We start from the raw sequence: 19,069 nt of genomic DNA, 5'->3' as shown, positions 1-19,069 counted from the left end.
GTCCCGCCCACGGCCACGCCAGTACCACCGACGGCGACCCTTGAACCTACCGTCAGCGTGGTTCCCACCGCAACCGTTCAGGCGCCACCTGTGACACCAACATCGCCAGGTTCGGAGCTAAGCCATCTGACGTGCTCTCCGGCTTCGTGGAAAACGATGGCGTGCGGATTCACTATGAGGTCGAGGGCGAGGGCCGCCCCTTGGTCATGGTGACATTGGTTGACCGGCAACCTCCAGATTGGCGGGTTGTCGGCTGTGCCGACGCACTCAAAGCGAACTATCGCCTCATCCTCATTGATGCTCGAGGTCATGGCCCAGAGCGATAAGCCCCACGATCCGGCTGCCTATGTCCTGGAAAAACAGGCCGGCGACATCGTCGCTGTACTCGACAAGTTGGGCGTTGACAAGGCGCATTACTTTGGCTACTCCTTGGGCGGTACGGTGGGGTTGGGCTGTAGCCAAGTATTTCCCTGATCGTCTTTCGTCACTGATCATCGGCGGCGGGAAGCCCCTGAGAATTTCGATCCCAGTGCCGAAATCGAGCGCGTCGCCGCTCACTCATTCACAATACGGGCGCGACGCAGCAAGTGTTTTTGGTAGCTACGGATTCTCCGAGACCAAAGCCTATCAACTTTATGCTGCCACCGATTTTCAGGCTGTAATCGCTGACCTGCAAGCCATTAGCACCCCAAACTTCGCCCCTGATCTACCGGATATGAGGATGCCCATACTTCTGCTTGCCGGCGCGTATGATGAAGACCATACTGCATTGAAGGCTGCGACCAACAAGCTGCCCAACGCCACATTCGCATCACTGCCAGGCCACGATCACGTGACGGCCTACATGCAAACGGACCTTGTCGTGGAACTCCTCACGAAGTTCCTCGCCCAAGTAGAGAAAGCGGCGCTTGACGACGCCACGACTGCCAAGATCGAAACAATCGTCAAGAAAGCGATGACAGACTACCCGGTGCCCGGCTTCGAGCTTTGCATCGTCAAAGATGGCCAGGTGGTCTACAACAAGGGTTTTGGGCTTGCCAACGTTGCAAGCAACCGGCCGATGACCCCCAATCCGTTTCTACCAGGCTTCCATCTCCAAGTCGCTGACCGCGATGGCCGTCATGCAGTTGGTGGAGCCTGCACAAGATTGACCTCGACAAGCCGGTTACTGCCTATCTGCCGTACTTCACGCATGGCCGACCCGCGCTACAAGGATATCACGGTGCGCATGCTGCTCAGCCGTCTGGCCTGCCTGACGTGCCGATCCCTTGGGATGCCCGCTCGACCCGACGATTGATCCGCTCGAACAAGCCGTGCGCCCTGAGCGATGAGCAGTTGATCTCGGCGCCCGGCGAAGCATGGAACTACAGTGGCTGGGGTTACTCGATGCTGGGCGCCATCATCGTCAAGGTGATTGGCGAGCCGTTCGAGAGCTACATGCACCAGCGCTGGCTGGAAGCGCTGGCATGGCGAATTCCCACTTTGTGATGGACGAGGTCCATCCTGACCTGTATGTGACCGGTACATCTCCGCCGAAGATGGCAGCGCCGCCGCGATGGAGCATTTTGTTGACCCCAGAGATGTTCCGCCGCCGGCCTCTGGTCGAATCAACGACGACATGACCAGGTGGGCCCGGCTCATGCTGAACAAGGGCGAGCTGAACAGCAGGCGTTTGCTGCAACCGAGAGCATCAACGCCATGTGGACATCGGTTGCCAGCACCCCCTGGATGGATGCTCTCGGCCCTGGTATGGACCGTATGTTGGAGAGTATGGGCTGGGGATGGTACGTTGGTGAAAGGCTGGCTTTCGGCTAGCCGGCCATGCGGGCGTAGACGACGGCGTCAATACCCATCCAGTTGCGCCCGATGACGAACTGCCGTAATCGCCATGGACAACTGGCTCAAACCGGACCCGGAGTGGTATCCAGCAGGATTTGCGGCCTTCGACGTGATGGACTTGCTGTTGGCATCAAACCGGAATAGACGCCGGTCAGCGGCTGCGGCCAACCCGTCTTACCTGATTGCGCTGGTCTTTCGCCAGGTCTGGTGGGCGCAGCTGCAGAACCTGGCCTCCACTACGCTGATCTGTGGCAGCAGGCGCTTATACCATATGGTTACTATACCAAATGGTATATTTCATGGCTGAACCCAAAGGTTTCATTTGGCCGAACCCAAAGGTTTCATTTGGCCGAACCCAAAGGTTTCATTTGGCCGAACCCAAAGGTTTCATTTGGCCGAACCCCAAGTTTTCATTTGGCCGAACCCAAATGTTTCATTTGGCCGAACTCTGCGACGCGGCGGCTACACCTACATCTCCCCTTCGACGATGATGTGCAACTGTAGCGCGGTTCGACCCTATCGGTTTCGTGGCCGACCTGCCCGAAAAAGTGATCCTGGATGAGGTTCAGCGTGTACCGGAATTGTTCCTGGCTCTCAAGGCGGCGGTGGACCGTCAGCGCACGGCAGGTCGTTTCATCCTGACCGGTTCGGCCAATGTGCTCCTGGTGCCAAACTGGCAGACTCGCTGGCCGGGCGCATCGAGATTCTACGATTACATCCGCTGGCTCAATGCGAGATCGCCGGTAGCCCTCCGCCTTTCTCGATCGCCTCTTCAATTCAGGAATTCAAGAACCGGCGCTATGACCGTTTGGGCGCTGAACTCGCCGAACGTATCGTGGCTTAGGGTTACCCAGCGGCGCTGACTCGCACAACGCAACGACGGCGGATGGTCTGGTACCGCGATTATGTTGAAACGCTCGTCCAGCGAGATATCCGTGACCTGGCGCATCAACTCGCTCGATACGCTCCCGCGCCTGCTGCAACTGGGCGCAGGTCAGACAGCTCATCTGATGAACATCGCTGAGATGGCGGGGTCGTTCCAGTTGAGCCGCCCAACCATCCGCGATTACGTGACGCTCCTGGAGCGCGTTTTCCTGCTGGAACATCTGCCGCCCTGGCATACCAGCCAACTGAGCCGCCTGATTAAAACCCCGAAACTACACATGGGCGACACGGGAGTGGCCGCAGCTTTGCTCGGATTGGATGGCCCTGCGTTGCTGAAGAACAGGGCCTTGTTCGGTCAATTGCTGGAGACGTTCGTCTTTCAGGAGTTGCGACGGCAGGCGAGCTGGCACGAGACCGCCCTGTCTTTCTACCACTTTCGCGATAACGACGGCGCCGAGGTAGACCTTGTCCTGGAACAAGGTGTACGCGCCGTTGCCGGGATCGAAGTCAAGGCGGCTGCCACCGTGACAGAGACAGATTTTCGTGGTCTGAGGAAGCTGCAAGCGGATGCGGGTGAACGTTTTGTCGTCGGGGTCGTCCTGTACGATGGAGAAGCCAGTGTGGGTTTTGGGCCTGGCTTGTTCGCAGTGCCGATTAGCGCTGTGGGAAACGATCGCCCCCGGCGAAGTGAGGCCGATCAGAGCCGCAAACGTTCGATCTTGCGTTCCCAGGCTATCTGACGTATAATCAAGCTATCCCAAGTTTTCGATCTCTATCCTTTGGGGGCGGCATCCTATGCCTGTTGCTCTCACCACGCGCCGGCGCAGCCGGCGATTCGACCGTTCTTCTCGGCACCACAACACAGCAGCGTTTTCCTGGCCGTTATGCAAAATTCGCATAACGGCCTTTTGTTTCTTCTGAACCCGGTTAGGCGCAGCTACGATGATCGTAGTTGCTGAATCTCTGTCAGTACCAACAAGGAGGTGGGTATGAGTTTGATGGGTTACACAAACCGTGTAGCATGGGTGGACCTGACCGCCGGCCAGGTGGATTATCGGCCGATCGCTGAAGAAGATGCGCTCAAGTACATCGGTGCGCGTGGTCTCGGTGTCAAGTATGTCTTCGACAACGGTCCGCAGGTGGACGCCTTGTCCCCGGACAATATCCTGTGCTTCATGAATGGCCCGCTGACCGGCACCGACGCCAACATGAGCGGGCGCATGGCTATCGTCACCAAGTCACCGCTGACCGGCACCGTCACCGATTCGCATCATGGCGGCTGGTCGGCTGCGCCTCAAGTGGGCCGGTTTCGATGGCCTGGTCTTCAAGGGCATGGCGGCCACCCCGGTCTACGCCTATATCGAAAACGGTGAGGTGACGCTGCACGATGCCAGCGACCTGTGGGGCAAGGGTGTGCATGAGACGGTCAAGATCATGCAGGAGCGCTATGGCGAGCCTAAGACCCTGAGCGTGATTGCCATCGGCCCGGCCGGCGAGAACCTGGTCAGGTTTGGCTGCTGGATCAATGAGAATGACCGCGCCTCCGGCCGCGGCGGCACCGGCTGCGTGGGCGGCAGCAAACACCTGAAGGCCGTTGTCATTCGCGGCAAGTACCAGGATCGGCCGCGCCCCGCGGACAAAGAGGCCTGGAAGGGCGCCCATGACCGCGCCCTGGCCACGATCATGGACGAGAAGAATGTCACCAGCCCGCGCAAGGGTGGCCTCTCGGTTTATGGCACCAACGTGCTGATGAACATCAGCAACACGATGGGCGCGTTGCCGGCGTTCAACAGCAAGGTGACCTCCTTTGGCGAAAATGGCGAGTTGATCAGCGGCGAGTGGGTCAAGGAGCACATCCTGGTGAATGACCCCACCTGCCATGCTTGCCCGGTGGCCTGCAAGAAGGAAGTGGAAATCACCAGCGGCCCCTGGCTGGGGTTGCACATGGAGAGCCTGGAGTACGAACCGGCCTGGTCCATGGGCGCCAACTGCGGCAATAACGACGCGGCCGGCGTGGCCAAGATGATTGACCTGTGCAACGACTACGGCATGGACGCCATCGAATCGGGGCATCCGCTTTCTGTTTACATGGAAGCCTCCGAGCGCGGTTACACCAATGGGGATGGCCGACTGGCCTGGGGCGACGTGGCCGGCATGGCGGAATGGGCACGCAAGATCGCCTTCCGCGAAGGCCTCGGCAGCGTCATGGCGGATGGCGCCAACGCCATCGCGGCCTACTTCGGCCATGACGAGCTGGCGATGACCTGCAAGGGCCAGGGCATCCCGGCCTACGATCCGCGGCCTCAAGGGCATGGGCATTGGCTATGCCACCAGCAACCGCGGCGCCTGCCACCTGCGTGGCTACACGCCGGCCGTGGAGTTGGGCCTGATTCCGTGGAAGATGGACCCGCTGGCCTGGGAAGGCAAGGGCGACATGCTGCGCATTCTGCAAGACCTGTTTGCCTTCACCGACAGCCTGGATCTGTGCAAGTTCTCGTCTTTTGCCGAAGGCGCCGAGGAGTATGCGGCGCAATACAGCACCTTCACGGGCCGGCCGTTTACCGCGGACGACGTGCTCAAGACAGGCGAGCGCATCTACAACCTGGAGCGCTACTACAACAACCTGAACGGTTTCCGCGAGGGCAGCGATGCCCTGCCGACGCGCTTCACGCATGAAGCGTCCACCATGCCTGGCTCCGAGGGCCATGTCTGCGAGCTGGACCTGATGCTGGTGGAATACTACAAGATGCGCGGCTGGGTCAACGGCGTCGTGCCTGAGGCCAAGCTGAAGGAACTGGAAATTCTGTAAGACCTCTGCCGACTGTCGGCAGCGAACGGGGAAACAAACGGGGGCATGTTAGCCGACACGGCTGACGTGCCCCCGTTGCGTTTGGCGTTGTGACGATCTTTCTTTTCCTGGGCAAGCCGATTATAATACTCATGACCACACGTCAGTAGCCGCACCCCACTCCAGCGCCGGATCCTTGGTTTCCCGGATCATAGGGGTGTCGGCAATTGCATGATTTTCCATTTTTGCACAGCACAATTGATGTCACGATAGAGGGAGGAAATGATGCGACGTTATCTGATGATAGTTGTGTTCTTGATGATCAGCTTGGTCGCTCTCACGCTCACGCTACCGGTCAAGGCGCAAGAAGACGCGCCTGCGTCTCCTGCTCCAACGATTGCTTCTGGGGACGAAACCGCCGGTTATCATTGGGTTGCCACGTGGGGCGACGCAGCGCCCGTTGGTGTGTTTTATTTTCCAGAGGCTATTGCCGCTGATGGGGATGGAAATGTCTACGTGGCCGACACGGGTAGTCATCGCATTCAGGTGTTTACATCCAACGGTACTTTTGTACGCACGTTTGGCCGCCTGGGCAGTGGAAATGGCGAATTCTATGGCCCAGCCGGAATCGCCGTCCTTGGTGACCGGGTCTATGTGGCGGATTATCATAACAGTCGCGGCCAGGTATTTACCCGATCAGGTGCTTTTGTGCGTAGTGTGGGGCATCCGGGCGGATTCGACGATGACTCACTGTTTGAACCTTCAAGCATCGGAGTCTCGTGCCGGGCAGACTTACCTTTTCGATTTGCGACGCGGGCGCGTGACGCGCTTCAGTGCGACCGGCCTCTTAGAAGCGTACCATCAACTGGATTACCCCGGCGACCTGGCGCTGGCTGTGGGAGCGGCTGGTGAGTTCTACTACCCATACGCTTTTGGTGGGGTGAATCGGGTCGCCCTGGATGGCACGCTTACCAGAATCGGTAGTGAAACGGGACAGCCAGGTTACATCGAGAACGCAGGAGACCTGACCTGCGCGCCGGATGGCAGCCTCTGGGTGCATAATCTGAAAACGGAGCATGTCTTTCACTACAGCGCGACGGGCGCCTTCCTGAACAGTTTTCCCGTGACAGGCTGGATGCTCGGCATAGCGGCTACGGCAAATCGCGTGTATGTTCTGACATCGGCCCCACAAGTGGTGGTTTACAACTGGGTGGGCCAGCAGTTGGATGCCTGGGGGAGCGGAACTTCCCTGATGTTTTATCACCCTGATCGGCTGGCGGCCGCGCCTGATGGAACCTTTTACGTGTTGGAGCGCTTTGTGGGACGTATCCGCCATCTGGATGGCGCTGGCAACATCCTGGGAACTCTCACGCCCGTGGGAGGTCAGGGGAACCTGGTTTACCCTAAGGATATTGCGGTTGATGGCTGGGGGCGACTATATGTGTTGGAGGAGGGATACAATGAACGCATCAAGCGCTTTGTAGATGGTCGCTTCGATGCGACGTTCAGCATGCCTATCGAAAATAACTATGTACAGTCCAGCGTCAACGCCATTGCGATTTCTGGTGATTTTCTGTTTTATGTGAAAACAATTGGCCTGACTACGCAGACCAGCCTGAATGGCGTCTACCTCAACGATTGGCTGACCGGGTCTTCGTCGGCGTCGTTCATAGACATCGAGCTGACCTCCACGGGGCAGATGTTTCGCCTAGACCGCTATTATCCACCAGTCATTCGGGGAACGACCTTCCGCGGTCTGGCGACGACGGCGTGGGGCAGTCATGCGGACACCGCGCTCGCGCCAGGCAATTTCGTCTATCCATCTGGGCTGGCCCCCGACCAACGCGGACGCCTCTTCGTGCTAGATACCGATAATCGCGAGCGGGCGCCCTATCAGAGCCCCCTCTACGGTAGCCGTGTGCAGGCCTTCAGCGAAAGCGGCCAGTATGTGTTTACGTTTGGCAGTTTCGGCAGCGGCCAGGGCCAGTTGGCCAGCGCGCAGGCGCTGATCGCGTTGAGCGACGGCCGCGTCGTCGTGGCCGATACCGGGAACAACCGGCTGCAGGTCTTTGCGCCCGATGATCCGCTGCCGCCGCGGGTGCCGCTGCCTGCGCCAATAACCTGGCCGGCGCCGCTGCCGCCGCTGCCCATGACATGGCAAGACCAGGGACCGGTGGGAAGCAGCGCACCCACCGAGATCACGGTGCCGCTCGTAGGCAGTCCCCAGAACGCCGTCACCGTCAGGTACGGCGGGGAACAATCGGCCCGCTCCTCGGATGGCGTTCATTGGAGCCGCCAGCCTTTCAACCTGCCGGTTAAGCGCTTCCACGGATCGCTGGTGTACGCAGGTGCTTCGACGCTGGTGGTCAGTGGAGATTGGGACGATACCGCCTATCGCAGCACCGACGGGGGGCAAACCTGGACACGCCTGGGAGATGCCATCGCGTTTGGTCCGAAGTCAATCGTCGCCTCGCCAACCTTTGACGACGATGGCATCCTGTTCGCAGCGGCGTATCGCTCGGGGTTCTGGCGCTCGACCGATCGAGGCGACACCTGGGGACTGCGCGACCTGGCGGGTCGGCGTATTGACAGGCTCAAGGTGGCATCGAATGCCCAGGGCGCACGGGTATTGCTGATCGTGGATTATGAAAATCAGATCCTGCGCTCAACTGATGACGGGCTTTCGTGGCAACCAACAGGCCTGCGAGACAGGTCATGGCCCGCGTTCTCACCAACCTTTGCCCAGGATCAGACCGCCTTCGCATTGTCATCTTACCTCCCTGAACTCAGCCGCAGTACCGATAGCGGTATCACCTGGCACCCTGTAGCGGCTCATAATCTCCAAAATGACCATGACTCGTGGCGCGGACTTGTCTTGTCACCTTTCTACGCGACCGATCATACGCTTGCCATCTGGACATCAAGACAGGGGTACCTTTCGACCGATGGGGGAGAAAACTGGGCGCTGCTTGGGCCCATGTCCAACGATCATAGACTGATATTCATCGCTTTTGCGCCAGACTACGCGATAAGCCGGCGTATGTGGTGGAGCCAGGCTGGGCGGGGAGATGGTTTCATGATGACTACGGATGGCGGCGCCACCTGGCAGGTTCCCCAGGATGGTCTGCCCGGCACGGCCGTGACCGATCTGCTTGGCGAGGCGAACACTCCCTGGGCTGCCACACCCGACGGTCTCCTGGTCAAGAGCAGGACTGACCGTGACTGGACATGGCTGCCTGGAGTTGGCGCGCAGTTGATATTCTACCACCGGGCGCTCGCACAATCGTCCACCTTTGGGCTGGATGGCACGGCGCTTGTAAGCGATCAACTGACGACCGATGGCGGGCAGACCTGGCGGCCGATTCCTGCCGAGCTAGGGCTGGAGCCCGATTCCAGCTCGGCGGCTGCCTTTGCACCTGATTTTATCCACAGCCGCCTTGCTCTCGTCGCCTGGAAGTCCTCTGACAGCGCTTGGGGTGGCGCCAAGGCAGTGGTGTCCGTGGACGGTGCTGTTACCTGGCAAATCAAACTATTACCTGCACTATCGCCGTATCCCAGGGTCGCCTTGATCGTGAATCGGGGCGCACAGGCACACCGCTTCTTCGTTGGCGGCGACGGCGGGCTGGTCTTCTCCGATGACCACGGGCAAACCTGGACCCTGACCGGTGCGCCGGTGAGAATACAGAGTGTGGTTGGCCTGGTTACCATGAATGAGGAGGGTGCAACCATACTCTACGCGGCCACAAAACCACGCGGTGTCTGGCGTAGCACTGACCTGGGCGTTACCTGGAGCGAGTTCAACCGACGCCTGCCTAACGGACACGCATGTGCCCTGGATGCAGATCGGGATTTGTTGGTTGTAGGTTTGTGTGATGGCGGTGTGTATGTTTGGCGTGCAGCCCCGCCCGGGTGGGAACCCCTGGGTGCTCCCCTGCCCGGCGGCGTCGCGTCACTGCTGGTACAACGCGGTCTGGCTAGCGGCACCTTGTGGGCTGCAACAGCCGGGGGCATCTATAAGACCAACCTATTTGGCCTGCCGTCATTCGAGACGCGCTGGTTTCCCTTGATTCCATGAGTAACATTCGGCGCCATTGATCGAAGCTCCGTACGCGCCAAGGGTTGCGCGACACCCTGGTGCGTACGGAGCAGTTGTGGTCCGAATCAGTCCCTGCTGGTTTGCCCTGGAACTTGCGCTATCAGACCGCATCCACAACTTGTTTGGATTAGCCCCCCGCACGGATGAGTTTGCGGTCGAGGCGCGCCTTGAGTTCTGGCATGATGTCAGCCTGGCCGGTCACTTCCATGCGTATCTCGCCGATGCGCAGCGATCCGATCTGGAAGTCGGCCAGTTGACTCAGATGTACTTCCCAGCCTGGTCCGATGACGTGCTGCTCTGATTGCGCGGCGCCGCCCAATTCCACCAGGTATTCGCGCACCAGCCACAGGGGGATGCCGCGCAAGTCGCGTGTTTCTGTCACCATGCGCCACCGCCTACGGCCGGGAAGACATTCAGCACATCGCTGAGCGACAAGGGCGTGTCCATGCCCAACGGCAGGAAATGGGTGTCGCGGCCGTTGACGAAGACATGCACATGCAGATAGAGATTGCCATCTGCGTCCAGCAGCTCCGGTCGCATGGCCGGGAAACGGGTCACGATGGCGTCCACCAGGCTGCGGATAGTCGCACCCTCCGGCAGGTCAAAATCCACGGTCTTGCTGCCGGCCATCGGGCGCAGGGGTGGCGAAAAATGCACTTTCATTATAGACGTCCTCCGTTCTGCTTCAAATCACGCCGGTCTGACGCAGCCAGGCTTCCGTACGCCGCATCCCTTCGGCCACATCAATCGTGGGTGCATAGCCCAGTTCGCGCTGCGCCTTCGTGATGGCGAAGCGGCTGCTGTTTTGCAGATAGTGCAGCGACCAGCGCCCGGTCGCCTGCCGACCCAGCAGTCGCCGCGCCCAACGGCCCGGCGGCGAGATCACCAGCTTCCCCGCCCATGCCGGCACACTGGGCAGGCGGGAAATCCCCATCATGCGGGCGTAATAGCCGTAGAACTCATGAAAAGGAATGGCCTGGCCGTCGCACAGGTTGTAAGTCTGACCGGCCGCGGCGGCCGCGGTCAGCGCCTGCAGCGTGCCCTGCACCACGTTGTCAATGTAGCCCAGGTTGACCAGCCCGCGGCCGCCGGCCAGCAGGCGCAGGCGCCCGCTCTTGATCTGCTCCACCGGGCCGACTGTCCAGGCTGCGCCGCGCGGGCCGTAGGTGCTGGCCGGCCGCACGATGACGGTGTCCAGGCCGGCCGCGGCCAGGCGTCGCACCACGGCTTCGGCGCGAATTTTGCTATCCGGATAAGCCTGCCCTACCAGGGGCGTGGCCGCGGTTTCGTCAATGAGCGGGCTGGCGTTGACCCCATAAACCGCCACACTGCTGAAGTGAATCACACGGGCCACGCCGGCTGTCAGCGCTGCTTGCAGCACCGCTTCGGCGCCGGTTACATTGACCGCCTCGCCCAGCGCCGGATCGTCGGGGACGCCGGTCCAGGCCGCGGTGTGAATCACGGCCGCGCAGCCATCAACGGCCCGCGCCAGCACGGCCGGTTCGTCCAGGCCGCCTTCGATCAGGCTGATGCCCTGGTCGGCCAGCCAGGTCGCGCGTGGCAGCGAGCGCACCAAGCCGCGTACCTGCGCGCCGGCCTGCTGCAAATGCTCGCACAGGTGCCCGCCGATGAAGCCGTTGGCGCCGGTGACCAGGATCGCAGCGCCGGGCAAGGTGATGGCGCTCATGACCCGCGCCTCCCGGCCTGCCCCAACCCCAGGCTGACCGCTTGCATCACAGGCGTTGCCGGTTGGCGCGCGCCCGAAATGGCATTCAGGCAGGCGAACATTTCGCCGTTCACTGTGATTTGTCGTTCGATCTGGTCCATGCTGCCCTTGCGTGCGTGAGATGATTGCCGTAAGCCGGGCGATTATATCATTCAGACCCCGATACGTCCAGCGCCGCCAACTTTGTCCAGGAATTCCAAATGTGGTCGCTGAAGACATCTGGAATGAAGGCTTTAGCCGGTTATTGGGCACTTGAGAACCCTGTGGCAAGACCGGCTGAAGCCTCGATTCCGGGACCATTTGGATTTGCTGGATTGTCGTCTGGCGTGAATGATGTTATCATTCGATCATGACAACGACATCTACTGCGCCCAGACGCCAGTCCACACCGCCGCTGCCCCGCCATGCATCCCTACGTGGGCGGATACCGCCTCGCCGGCGCCCCAGCATCGTGCTTTTCTTTGGTCTCTGCCTGGGATTGAGCGCCCTGCTGCTGCTGACCGCCATCACCGCGGTGCAGTTGCGCTTTGCCAACCGCGTCTTTGCCGGGGTGCGTGTGGCCGGCGTGGATCTGAGCGAACTGACGCGTGAGCAGGCCGCGGCGCGGCTGCAGGAACAGTTGACGCCTTTTCAGGGGCCGACCATCCTCTTGCGCTACGCGGGACAGGCCTGGCCGCTTGCCAGCGCCGACCTGGGCCTGCAGGTGGATGCACAGGCCACGGCTCAGCGCGCCTATGAACTGGGGCGCCAGGCCAACCCGCTGGATTCACTGGCCGCACAGTGGCGGCTTGCACGCGCAGGCGCCAACCTGGCCCCGGCGTTGACCGTTGGCGAGGTGCAGGCGGCCGATCTTCTCCAGCGCGTGGCCCAGTCCATTGATCGGCCGGCGCGCGACGCGACGGTGACGATCCACGGGCTGCAGGTGGTGACGACCGTTGCCCAGGCGGGGCGCGATACCGATCTGCAGGCCACATGGGCCGCGGTGCAGGCGCAGTTGGCGCAAGGCGAATCGGGTACGGTGGACGTGGTGGTGCATGAACTTCCGCCGCTCGTACATGATGTCGAGGCGGTGGCGGATCAAGCGCGGCGCCTGCTGCGCACGCCGCTGCTTCTGGCCTACGCCGGCGACGCGGCCCAGGATGAAGCGCCGCTGCAATTTGCGCTCGATCCGGTGCAGTTGGCCGGCTGGCTGCACATCATCCCTCAACCTTCGGCGTCCGGCGGCATCAGCCTGACGCTGCAGGTGGATGAAGCCGCCGTGCGCGCTTACGCCCAATCCCTGGCCGCCAGCCTGGCGCGGGCGACCATTGACGCACGCCTCCATTTTGATCCGATTGATCCAACCGCCGGGCGCTTGAGCGTCTTGTCCCCCAGCCAACCCGGCCGTGTGTTGGACGTGGCTGAAACGGTGACGCGCACGCTGGCCGCGCTCAGCACGGGCCGCGCTCAGATTGATCTCCCTTTGCAGGTGGTCAAGCCGGCCGTGGATATGCGTGACCTGGATCGAATGGGCATTCGTGAACTGATCGCCAGCGGCGCCACCACATTCAAAGGCTCCAGCGCCGCCCGTGTTGCCAACATCGCGCAAGGCGCCCGGCAGTTCGAGGGGGTCGTCGTGCCGCCCAACGGCATCTTCTCCTTCAATCGCATCGTGGGCGATGTGTCGGCCGCCAATGGCTACGAGGATGCGCTGGTCATCTGGGGCGACCGCACCGCGGTCGGCATCGGCGGCGGCATCTGCCAGGTTTCCACCACGGTCTTCCGGGCCGCATTCTGGGGCGGCATGCCCATCGTCGAGCGTTGGGCGCATGGGTACGTGGTCGGTTGGTATGGCGAGCCAGGCATGGATGCGACTATCTTCACGCCGAGCGTAGATTTCCGTTTTCGTAACGACACCGGCGCCTACGTGTTAATCCAACCGGAGCTGGATTTGACGCAGGGACGGCTGACCTTCAACTTCTACGGCACCAAACCCAACCGCACGGTGGAACGGATTGGGCCTGAGACCAGCAACGTGCGCAAACCTGAGCCGCCGCTCTACCAGGTTGATCCGTCGCTGGCGCCTGGCGTCAAAAAACAGGTGGATTGGGCCGTGGACGGACGCGACGTGGTGGTGACGCGCGTCATCAAACAGGGCGAGCAGGTGCTGCGGCAGGACAAGTTCGTGAGCAAATATCAGCCCTGGCGCGCTGTGTACCTGGTCGGCCCAACGCCAGATGCGGGCGGTTGATGATCCCAGCATGACCCGACCACGGGCGGGCGCAAGACCCGCCCCCACCACAGTGACCGCTGCCGGCGGGAGGGCGTCTTGACGATGCAGTTCATTCGTATGCATGTGTGGATTCGTGGCGTGGTGCAGGGCGTCTTTTTTCGCCAGTCCACGCGGCGACAGGCGCAGGCGGCCGGCGTCACCGGCTGGGTGCGCAACTGCGCTGACGGTGCAGTCGAGGCCGTGTTCGAGGGCGAGGCTGCCGCGGTTGCCTCTGTGGTGTCCTGGTGTCATCATGGCCCGGCCGCCGCAGTGGTCAGCCAGGTTGACGTGGCACGTGAACCGTATACGGGCGAATTTAGCCTGTTCAAGATCAGCGGCTGGTAGACTTTCAGTTCTGAATTGTCAGATTTGACTGTTGACGTTGGACAAGCCGTATGTTATACTGCTTGTAGATTTACGCAACGTTAGATGGGAGGTGCCTATTGAAGGCATTGGCTGTTCGCGGGGACACAGCCGCCACCAATGGAACAGAGGCTCAGGCCACGACGCTCGAAGTCGGGCAGGCGCTGGCTCAGTTACAGGGGTTGGCACAATCCCGTGGCTACTTGCTGTTCGATGATATTTTGGCTATCTGGCCACAGGCGGAAGACCAGATCGAAGCCCTGGAAGATTTATTCGCGCGCCTGCAAGAACTGGGTATCGAAATCTACCCCGATGCAGGAGCGGCCCAGGCCGAAATTGGCCCGCCGCCGGACGAGGTCAGCGTTGAGGAGATTGACCCCATCCAGTTGCTGGCGGTGGGCATTGATCTCGATCTCAGCGAGATGCCGACCGATGATCCGCTGACGCTCTACCTGCGCGAGATGGGGCGAGTGCCCTTGCTCACGCCCGAACATGAGATGGCCCTGGCCAAGCAACTGGCCGAAGGACGCCTGGCGCGCCGCCGTCTGCGTAACGGGGGGCCGCCGGAGACCGATCGCCTGCTCGAACTCTCGCGCCAGGGTGAGGCTGCGCGCGAGCATTTGATTCGCGCCAATACGCGGCTGGTCGTCAGTGTGGCTAAGCGCTACATGGGCCAGGGCGTGCCCTTTGCCGATTTGATCCAGGAGGGCAACCTGGGCCTGATGCGCGCGGTGGACAAATTCGAGCCGGAGCGCGGCCACAAGCTCAGCACCTACGCCACCTGGTGGATCCGACAGGCCATCACCCGTGCGCTGGCCGACCAGGGCCGCACCATTCGCCTACCGGTACACATGGGCGACCGCATCCGCCAGTTGTACCGCACGGCACGTCAGCTTGAGCAAAAACTTGGCCGCCCGGCGCAGCCCGAAGAGATCGCCGAGTCCATGGGGCTGGACTCGCTGCAGGTACGCTGGATGCTGCGCATCTCACGCCACCCGGTGTCGCTGGAACAGCCGGTGGGCGAAGAGGAAGAGAGCACGCTGGGCAACTTCATCGAGGATGAAGACTCACCCTCGCCGCCCGATGTGGCGGGCAACAGCCTGCTGCGTGAGAAATTAGAGGAACTGCTGGAAACCCTGACGCCGCGTGAGGCGCGCATCTTGCGTCTGCGCTACGGCCTGGACAACGGTCGCACCTATACGTTGGAAGAAGTGGGCAACAAGTTTGGCCTCACGCGTGAGCGCATCCGCCAGATCGAGGCCGAAGCCCTCAATCGCCTGCGCCACCCCAGCCGGGCGCGCCAGTTGCGTGACTATCTCTGAGAACTTGCGGAAACTGCTCAGCCATCCATCCGGCCCACCAAGGATTCAACCGGCGGGCGCGAGGTCGCGAGATTTAGGGTTTCCTCGGCGCTCTCGGCATCTTCGCGGTTGATTTTCGTACAGGCGGCAAGGATTCAACAGGTCGTGAAGATTTGAGATTTTTCTTGGCGCCCCTGGCTTCCCCCTCTCTCCCTTTTGCCCCCACCCCCCCCCCCTTTTGTGCCCGCGAATTCGTGGCTGCTGTCGTCTGTCCTGTGAAAGAATCAGGACGCCAGCCAGCGCAGAATGGCTTCCTGACCCTGTGGCGAACCGAAGTAGCCGAAGTGATTACAGGTCATCTCCACGACGCGCAGCGCCGGGTAATCGCCCCCGCGCACCCCGCGCGCGCTCTTGACCCCGACTGCCAGGTCGTTTTGTCCCTGGAAGAGCACGTCCAACCCCAAATCCACCACATCGCCCAATGTCTTGAGCGCAATTTGCTTCCATGTGGCATTGGGTGAAACGGGCCGCTCCTCATTGCGGCCGGCCAGCACCAGGTAGGGCACATGGTCCGGCTGCGTCAGCCCGTTGATTTCGCTCAGCAGGGGCGAATCTGGCTCCATGTCCCCCGTGGAGATGGCCCGCTGCAGCGCCTGCTTCAGGAACCAACTGCCGATGAGTGCGGGAACGGTGGGCGCCGCACTGTTGAGCAGCACGCTGCCCAGCCAGGTGATGGCCTGCTTGCCGTACTTGACCAGCGGCGTGCCGGCGTTGGGCGGCCCCGCCATCACCAGGCGATCCACAAACGCCGCGCCGCCCCATTTTTCGATCATGGTGCGCGACACCAGTGAGCCGAGGCTGTGGACATACAGATCGAGCTGGCGCCCATCCTCCGGCCGGAACCCTGCTTTGACCAGCGCCTGCTGCAGGGTCTTGGCGTTGTCGGAGACCGAGGTGTTGAACGTCTCGTAATCGAACGTGATGATGCGATAGTCCAGCCCCTCCGAATTCAGCCACTGCGCCGGGCCTTGCACCATCCAACGTGAGTCTGAGGTGAAGCCGTGGACAAAGAGGGCCACCTTAGAGACCCCTTCCAGATCGCCATCCTTGATCGGCGTGTACTCTACCTCACCGGCCGCGTTGACCTGCGCGTGGCGCAGGCCGATGTCGGGAATCTCCTGGCCGCTGATCTTGTACAGATAGAGGCGAAGGGTGCGCCCCACCCCGCGCGTCGTGGGACTTGGGGGCAGCCAGTCAATCTGCAGCGACTGCATCGGCAGGCCAACGCCGCGAGTGCCGGCGCGCACGCCCACTAGGCCAGGCATGTCCTCCATCGCGTCAGGGGTCGCGCCCATCTGACCGACCGGATAGTAAGCCATACCGTCGGTGGCGATGGCGATGATGGCTTGCGTTCCCTCCTCGACCGGCACATCGAAGCTCAGCGCGCCGTCCTGCGCGGCCAGGTCCACATAGGCTGCACCCTGCGCTGCGCCGGCGCTGCGCCGTGCTGCGCCTGGCGGGGGCGCGAAACGGTACGGCTCGATGCCCGGAAAATCGGCCAGCAGGTTGGGCGGCGGCAAGGCGGTTTCGCCCGCGCCGAGGCCCGGCCGCCATTCGCCGGGGTTCAGCGTGGCGCTGACATCGGGAGCCTTGCGCAGGATCACGCCGGTGCCCTTGAGCAGCGCACTGCTGAAGCCAGGCGCCAGGGTGGTGGCCGGCAGCCCGGCCGCGCCCTCACGCCGCACCGTCAGACCGACCGTCACGGTAGCCCAATCATCGGCCCCCTGCGCATAGACGGACGTCGCCGACTTGCTGCCGGGCTTCACTGCCGCTTGCCAGAGCAAGCGCTGCAAGGGAGACGCGTGGTCGAGATCCGGATCACGGCTTGCGGCCTGCGTCAACACGGAGAAGTCGGTGGGCTGGCTGGTGACGAAGAACTTGAAGAAGTCGGTGGCTTCGTTGGCGACATAGGGCAGTTCGGTCATGAGACTGCCCTCGTCGAACGGGAGTGCATGACTCTTGCCGGGCGCCAGCGGCGGGAAGTCGTTTTCAAGTACTGGATAGAGTTTGTGAATCCGCCAATCGGCGCTCAGGGCCAGCACGGTGACATAAACCGTCGTCGCGCCACGGTTGGTGAAGCGCATCAAGTACGGCTCGCGCTCCCTGACCACCAGTTGCCCGCCCTGCTGCGGCGCCAGCGTCTGACCGCTGTTGGCGCCGGCCGCCGCCTGGCGTTCGAAGCGGATCTCCAGGGCATTGACCAGGCCGGAGTTGGGGTTTTCGATGTGCAGGACGTTCTGGAAACGGGCGACCGCCTCCAGACGAGATTGGACGTCGCTTTCAAGGTTGGGCGCTTGCGCCGGGACCGGCTGCATCATCAGGCGGCCGTCAGGGAAGATCAGGCTGATGGCCTGTGCCTGCACCAGGACTTGCGCATCGGCCCCTTCACCTTCATCGGTGATGCGCAGACGACCGGAAGCGGGCAGCGCGTCCTGCAGCCCGGCCAACACCGCTTCCTGGCCGGCCTCGGCCGTCAGCGCCACACGCAGGCGTTGATCGCCCGAATTGCGCACCAGTTCCACGCTGCGCGCACGCAGGGGCACGCTATTTGGGTCTACATCATCTGGCAACCGCGCCTGGCTGCTGATGCCGCCTACCTGGACGATCGTGGCGGTGGTCAGGCGGTTGCTGTCCTTGTCGAAACGCCGTGTACGTGGTCGAAACAGGGCGATCTGCGATCCCGTTCTCATGCCGTGGGCAGCTCCCGCGCCAATCTCGACCAGGCGGTTGGCGGCATCCACCCGATTGACGTAGAAGAAGGGCTGCTGACCGGAGAATTCACGCGCGAAGAGCGGCCGATCCAGTGCGCCTTCGATCTGCGGATTCTGGCGGTAGCGCGAGGAAACCTCGGCCGTCACCGACTCGAAGACATCGCGGAACGTGGCGTCGGCCGCGGCGGACTGCATGGACTGCATCAGGAAATAGGTCAGCGCGCCGTAGCGCCCGCCCTCAGGCGCGCGGTGTTCGTTGGACTCTTCATTGTCGCGGCAGCCGGCCATGAACACCAGGCGCTCGTTGGGCGGAAACCAACCGCTTGGGCCGTGTTCAACCACGTCCACGCTGCGGGCGCCGGCCGCGGCGGGCGGCGGGTCGCGCGGATCAGGGTCCGCGCGCCGCGTGGGCACCGTCGGCGCGCCCACCTGGCGTGTGGCGCTGGCCGAGTGGCAGCAGTCGAACAGGAGCACCACGTTGTCGGTTTTTGCCAGCAGCGCATCCACCCACTCCTTGATCTCATCGTCGGTGATGTCGAACACCTGGCGGCCCGGATCGCGGGTGTCGTGGGGCAGGATGGTCTCATCCATGCCATCCTCTTCGTCGCCATGCACATCGCGCATCTGCGAGCCATGGCCGCTGTACTGAATGAAGACGGTATCGCCGGCCTGCGTCTGTTCGGTCAAGCCATGCCAGGCGGCCGTGATGGCCTGGCGGGTGGCCTGCTCGTTGATGAGCAAAACGGCGTTGCGTTCTTCGAAGCCGAAGCGGCTGGTCAGCAGTTGACGCATCGCGCGAATGTCATTTTCGCAGCCTGCCAGATTGGGCAGAAACGGCCCGGCATGGCGATACTTGTCAACCGCAATATGCAAGGATCGGCGCACGCCGCCCGTGGTCGTGATGCTCGATGGAGCCATGATTACCTCCTGGAGAAATAGAGCCTGACGTATGGTCCACATAACCGTGAGCGCGCCGGGCACTGGAGACCGCCCGGCCAGCGTAGCATACAGGCAAGCAGAAACTTTGTCAACTGACAGCTTGACAAAAA

At 62.0% G+C, this 19,069-nt stretch carries 12 protein-coding genes and 2 pseudogenes; 10 read left to right on the top strand and 4 right to left on the bottom strand.

The features are described 5' to 3' along the window. The first annotated feature begins 219 nt into the window (after positions 1 to 219). The 7 genes and pseudogenes from IPF85_RS17435 (at position 220) to IPF85_RS17405 (ending at position 9,587) form a co-directional block, all read left to right on the top strand. On the top strand, positions 220 to 474 hold the full coding sequence (locus IPF85_RS17435) for an alpha/beta fold hydrolase (protein WP_343409333.1): 255 nt from the start codon (positions 220 to 222) through the stop codon (positions 472 to 474). Positions 475 to 715: 241 nt separating this feature from the next. Next, a pseudogene (locus IPF85_RS17430) lies at positions 716 to 1,060 on the top strand (hypothetical protein); the annotation flags it as partial. Positions 1,061 to 1,137: 77 nt separating this feature from the next. Continuing rightward, positions 1,138 to 1,488, top strand: coding sequence for a serine hydrolase domain-containing protein (locus IPF85_RS17425; RefSeq protein WP_343409338.1), 351 nt, complete (start codon positions 1,138 to 1,140; stop codon positions 1,486 to 1,488). An 878-nt stretch (positions 1,489 to 2,366) separates the two neighbouring features. Then, on the top strand, positions 2,367 to 2,702 hold the full coding sequence (locus IPF85_RS17420) for an AAA family ATPase (RefSeq protein WP_343409332.1): 336 nt from the start codon (positions 2,367 to 2,369) through the stop codon (positions 2,700 to 2,702). Positions 2,703 to 2,774: 72 nt separating this feature from the next. Beyond that, the gene (locus IPF85_RS17415; RefSeq protein ID WP_343409331.1) at positions 2,775 to 3,464 is read left to right on the top strand and encodes a DUF4143 domain-containing protein; all 690 of its coding nucleotides are present in this window, start codon (positions 2,775 to 2,777) and stop codon (positions 3,462 to 3,464) included. Between the two features lie 249 nt (positions 3,465 to 3,713). Next, positions 3,714 to 5,533: pseudogene (locus IPF85_RS17410) on the top strand (aldehyde ferredoxin oxidoreductase family protein). Between the two features lie 799 nt (positions 5,534 to 6,332). Next, complete coding sequence (locus IPF85_RS17405) at positions 6,333 to 9,587, top strand: hypothetical protein (protein WP_343409330.1); 3,255 nt, start codon at positions 6,333 to 6,335, stop codon at positions 9,585 to 9,587. 148 nt (positions 9,588 to 9,735) lie between these two features. On the opposite strand, the gene IPF85_RS17400 is transcribed toward IPF85_RS17405, so the two are convergent. Genes IPF85_RS17400 through IPF85_RS17390 form a run of 3 tightly spaced genes read right to left on the bottom strand, consistent with a single transcriptional unit; the run spans position 9,736 to position 11,295 of the window. After that, positions 9,736 to 9,993: a DUF1952 domain-containing protein gene (locus IPF85_RS17400; protein WP_343409329.1), complete on the bottom strand. Its 258-nt coding sequence runs from the start codon at positions 9,991 to 9,993 to the stop codon at positions 9,736 to 9,738. Continuing rightward, positions 9,987 to 10,271, bottom strand: a complete 285-nt coding sequence (locus IPF85_RS17395) for a ubiquitin-like small modifier protein 1 (protein ID WP_343409328.1) — start codon at positions 10,269 to 10,271, stop codon at positions 9,987 to 9,989. Before IPF85_RS17395 ends, IPF85_RS17400 begins: the two co-directional genes overlap by 7 nt. 22 nt (positions 10,272 to 10,293) lie before the next feature. Then, complete coding sequence (locus IPF85_RS17390; RefSeq protein WP_343409327.1) at positions 10,294 to 11,295, bottom strand: NAD-dependent epimerase/dehydratase family protein; 1,002 nt, start codon at positions 11,293 to 11,295, stop codon at positions 10,294 to 10,296. Positions 11,296 to 11,683: 388 nt separating this feature from the next. Between IPF85_RS17390 and IPF85_RS17385 the strand changes: the two genes are divergently transcribed. The 3 genes from IPF85_RS17385 to IPF85_RS17375 all read left to right on the top strand — a co-directional run bounded on the left by IPF85_RS17385 (position 11,684) and on the right by IPF85_RS17375 (position 15,270). Beyond that, the gene (locus IPF85_RS17385) at positions 11,684 to 13,564 is read left to right on the top strand and encodes a VanW family protein (RefSeq protein ID WP_343409326.1); all 1,881 of its coding nucleotides are present in this window, start codon (positions 11,684 to 11,686) and stop codon (positions 13,562 to 13,564) included. Between the two features lie 84 nt (positions 13,565 to 13,648). Further along, the gene (locus IPF85_RS17380) at positions 13,649 to 13,930 is read left to right on the top strand and encodes an acylphosphatase (protein WP_343409325.1); all 282 of its coding nucleotides are present in this window, start codon (positions 13,649 to 13,651) and stop codon (positions 13,928 to 13,930) included. A gap of 98 nt (positions 13,931 to 14,028) precedes the next feature. Continuing rightward, entirely contained in the window at positions 14,029 to 15,270 is a 1,242-nt protein-coding gene (locus tag IPF85_RS17375) for a sigma-70 family RNA polymerase sigma factor (RefSeq protein WP_343409324.1), read from the top strand. A 263-nt stretch (positions 15,271 to 15,533) separates the two neighbouring features. Here IPF85_RS17375 and IPF85_RS17370 read toward each other — a convergent pair whose 3' ends face one another. After that, on the bottom strand, positions 15,534 to 18,938 hold the full coding sequence (locus IPF85_RS17370) for a caspase family protein (protein WP_343409323.1): 3,405 nt from the start codon (positions 18,936 to 18,938) through the stop codon (positions 15,534 to 15,536). Positions 18,939 to 19,069 lie beyond the last annotated feature (131 nt).

Source organism: Candidatus Amarolinea dominans (assembly GCF_016704685.1).
Taxonomy (GTDB): domain Bacteria; phylum Chloroflexota; class Anaerolineae; order SSC4; family Amarolineaceae; genus Amarolinea; species Amarolinea dominans.
Note: the sequence above shows the minus strand (reverse complement) of the source record. Positions and strands in the feature narration are given on the sequence as shown.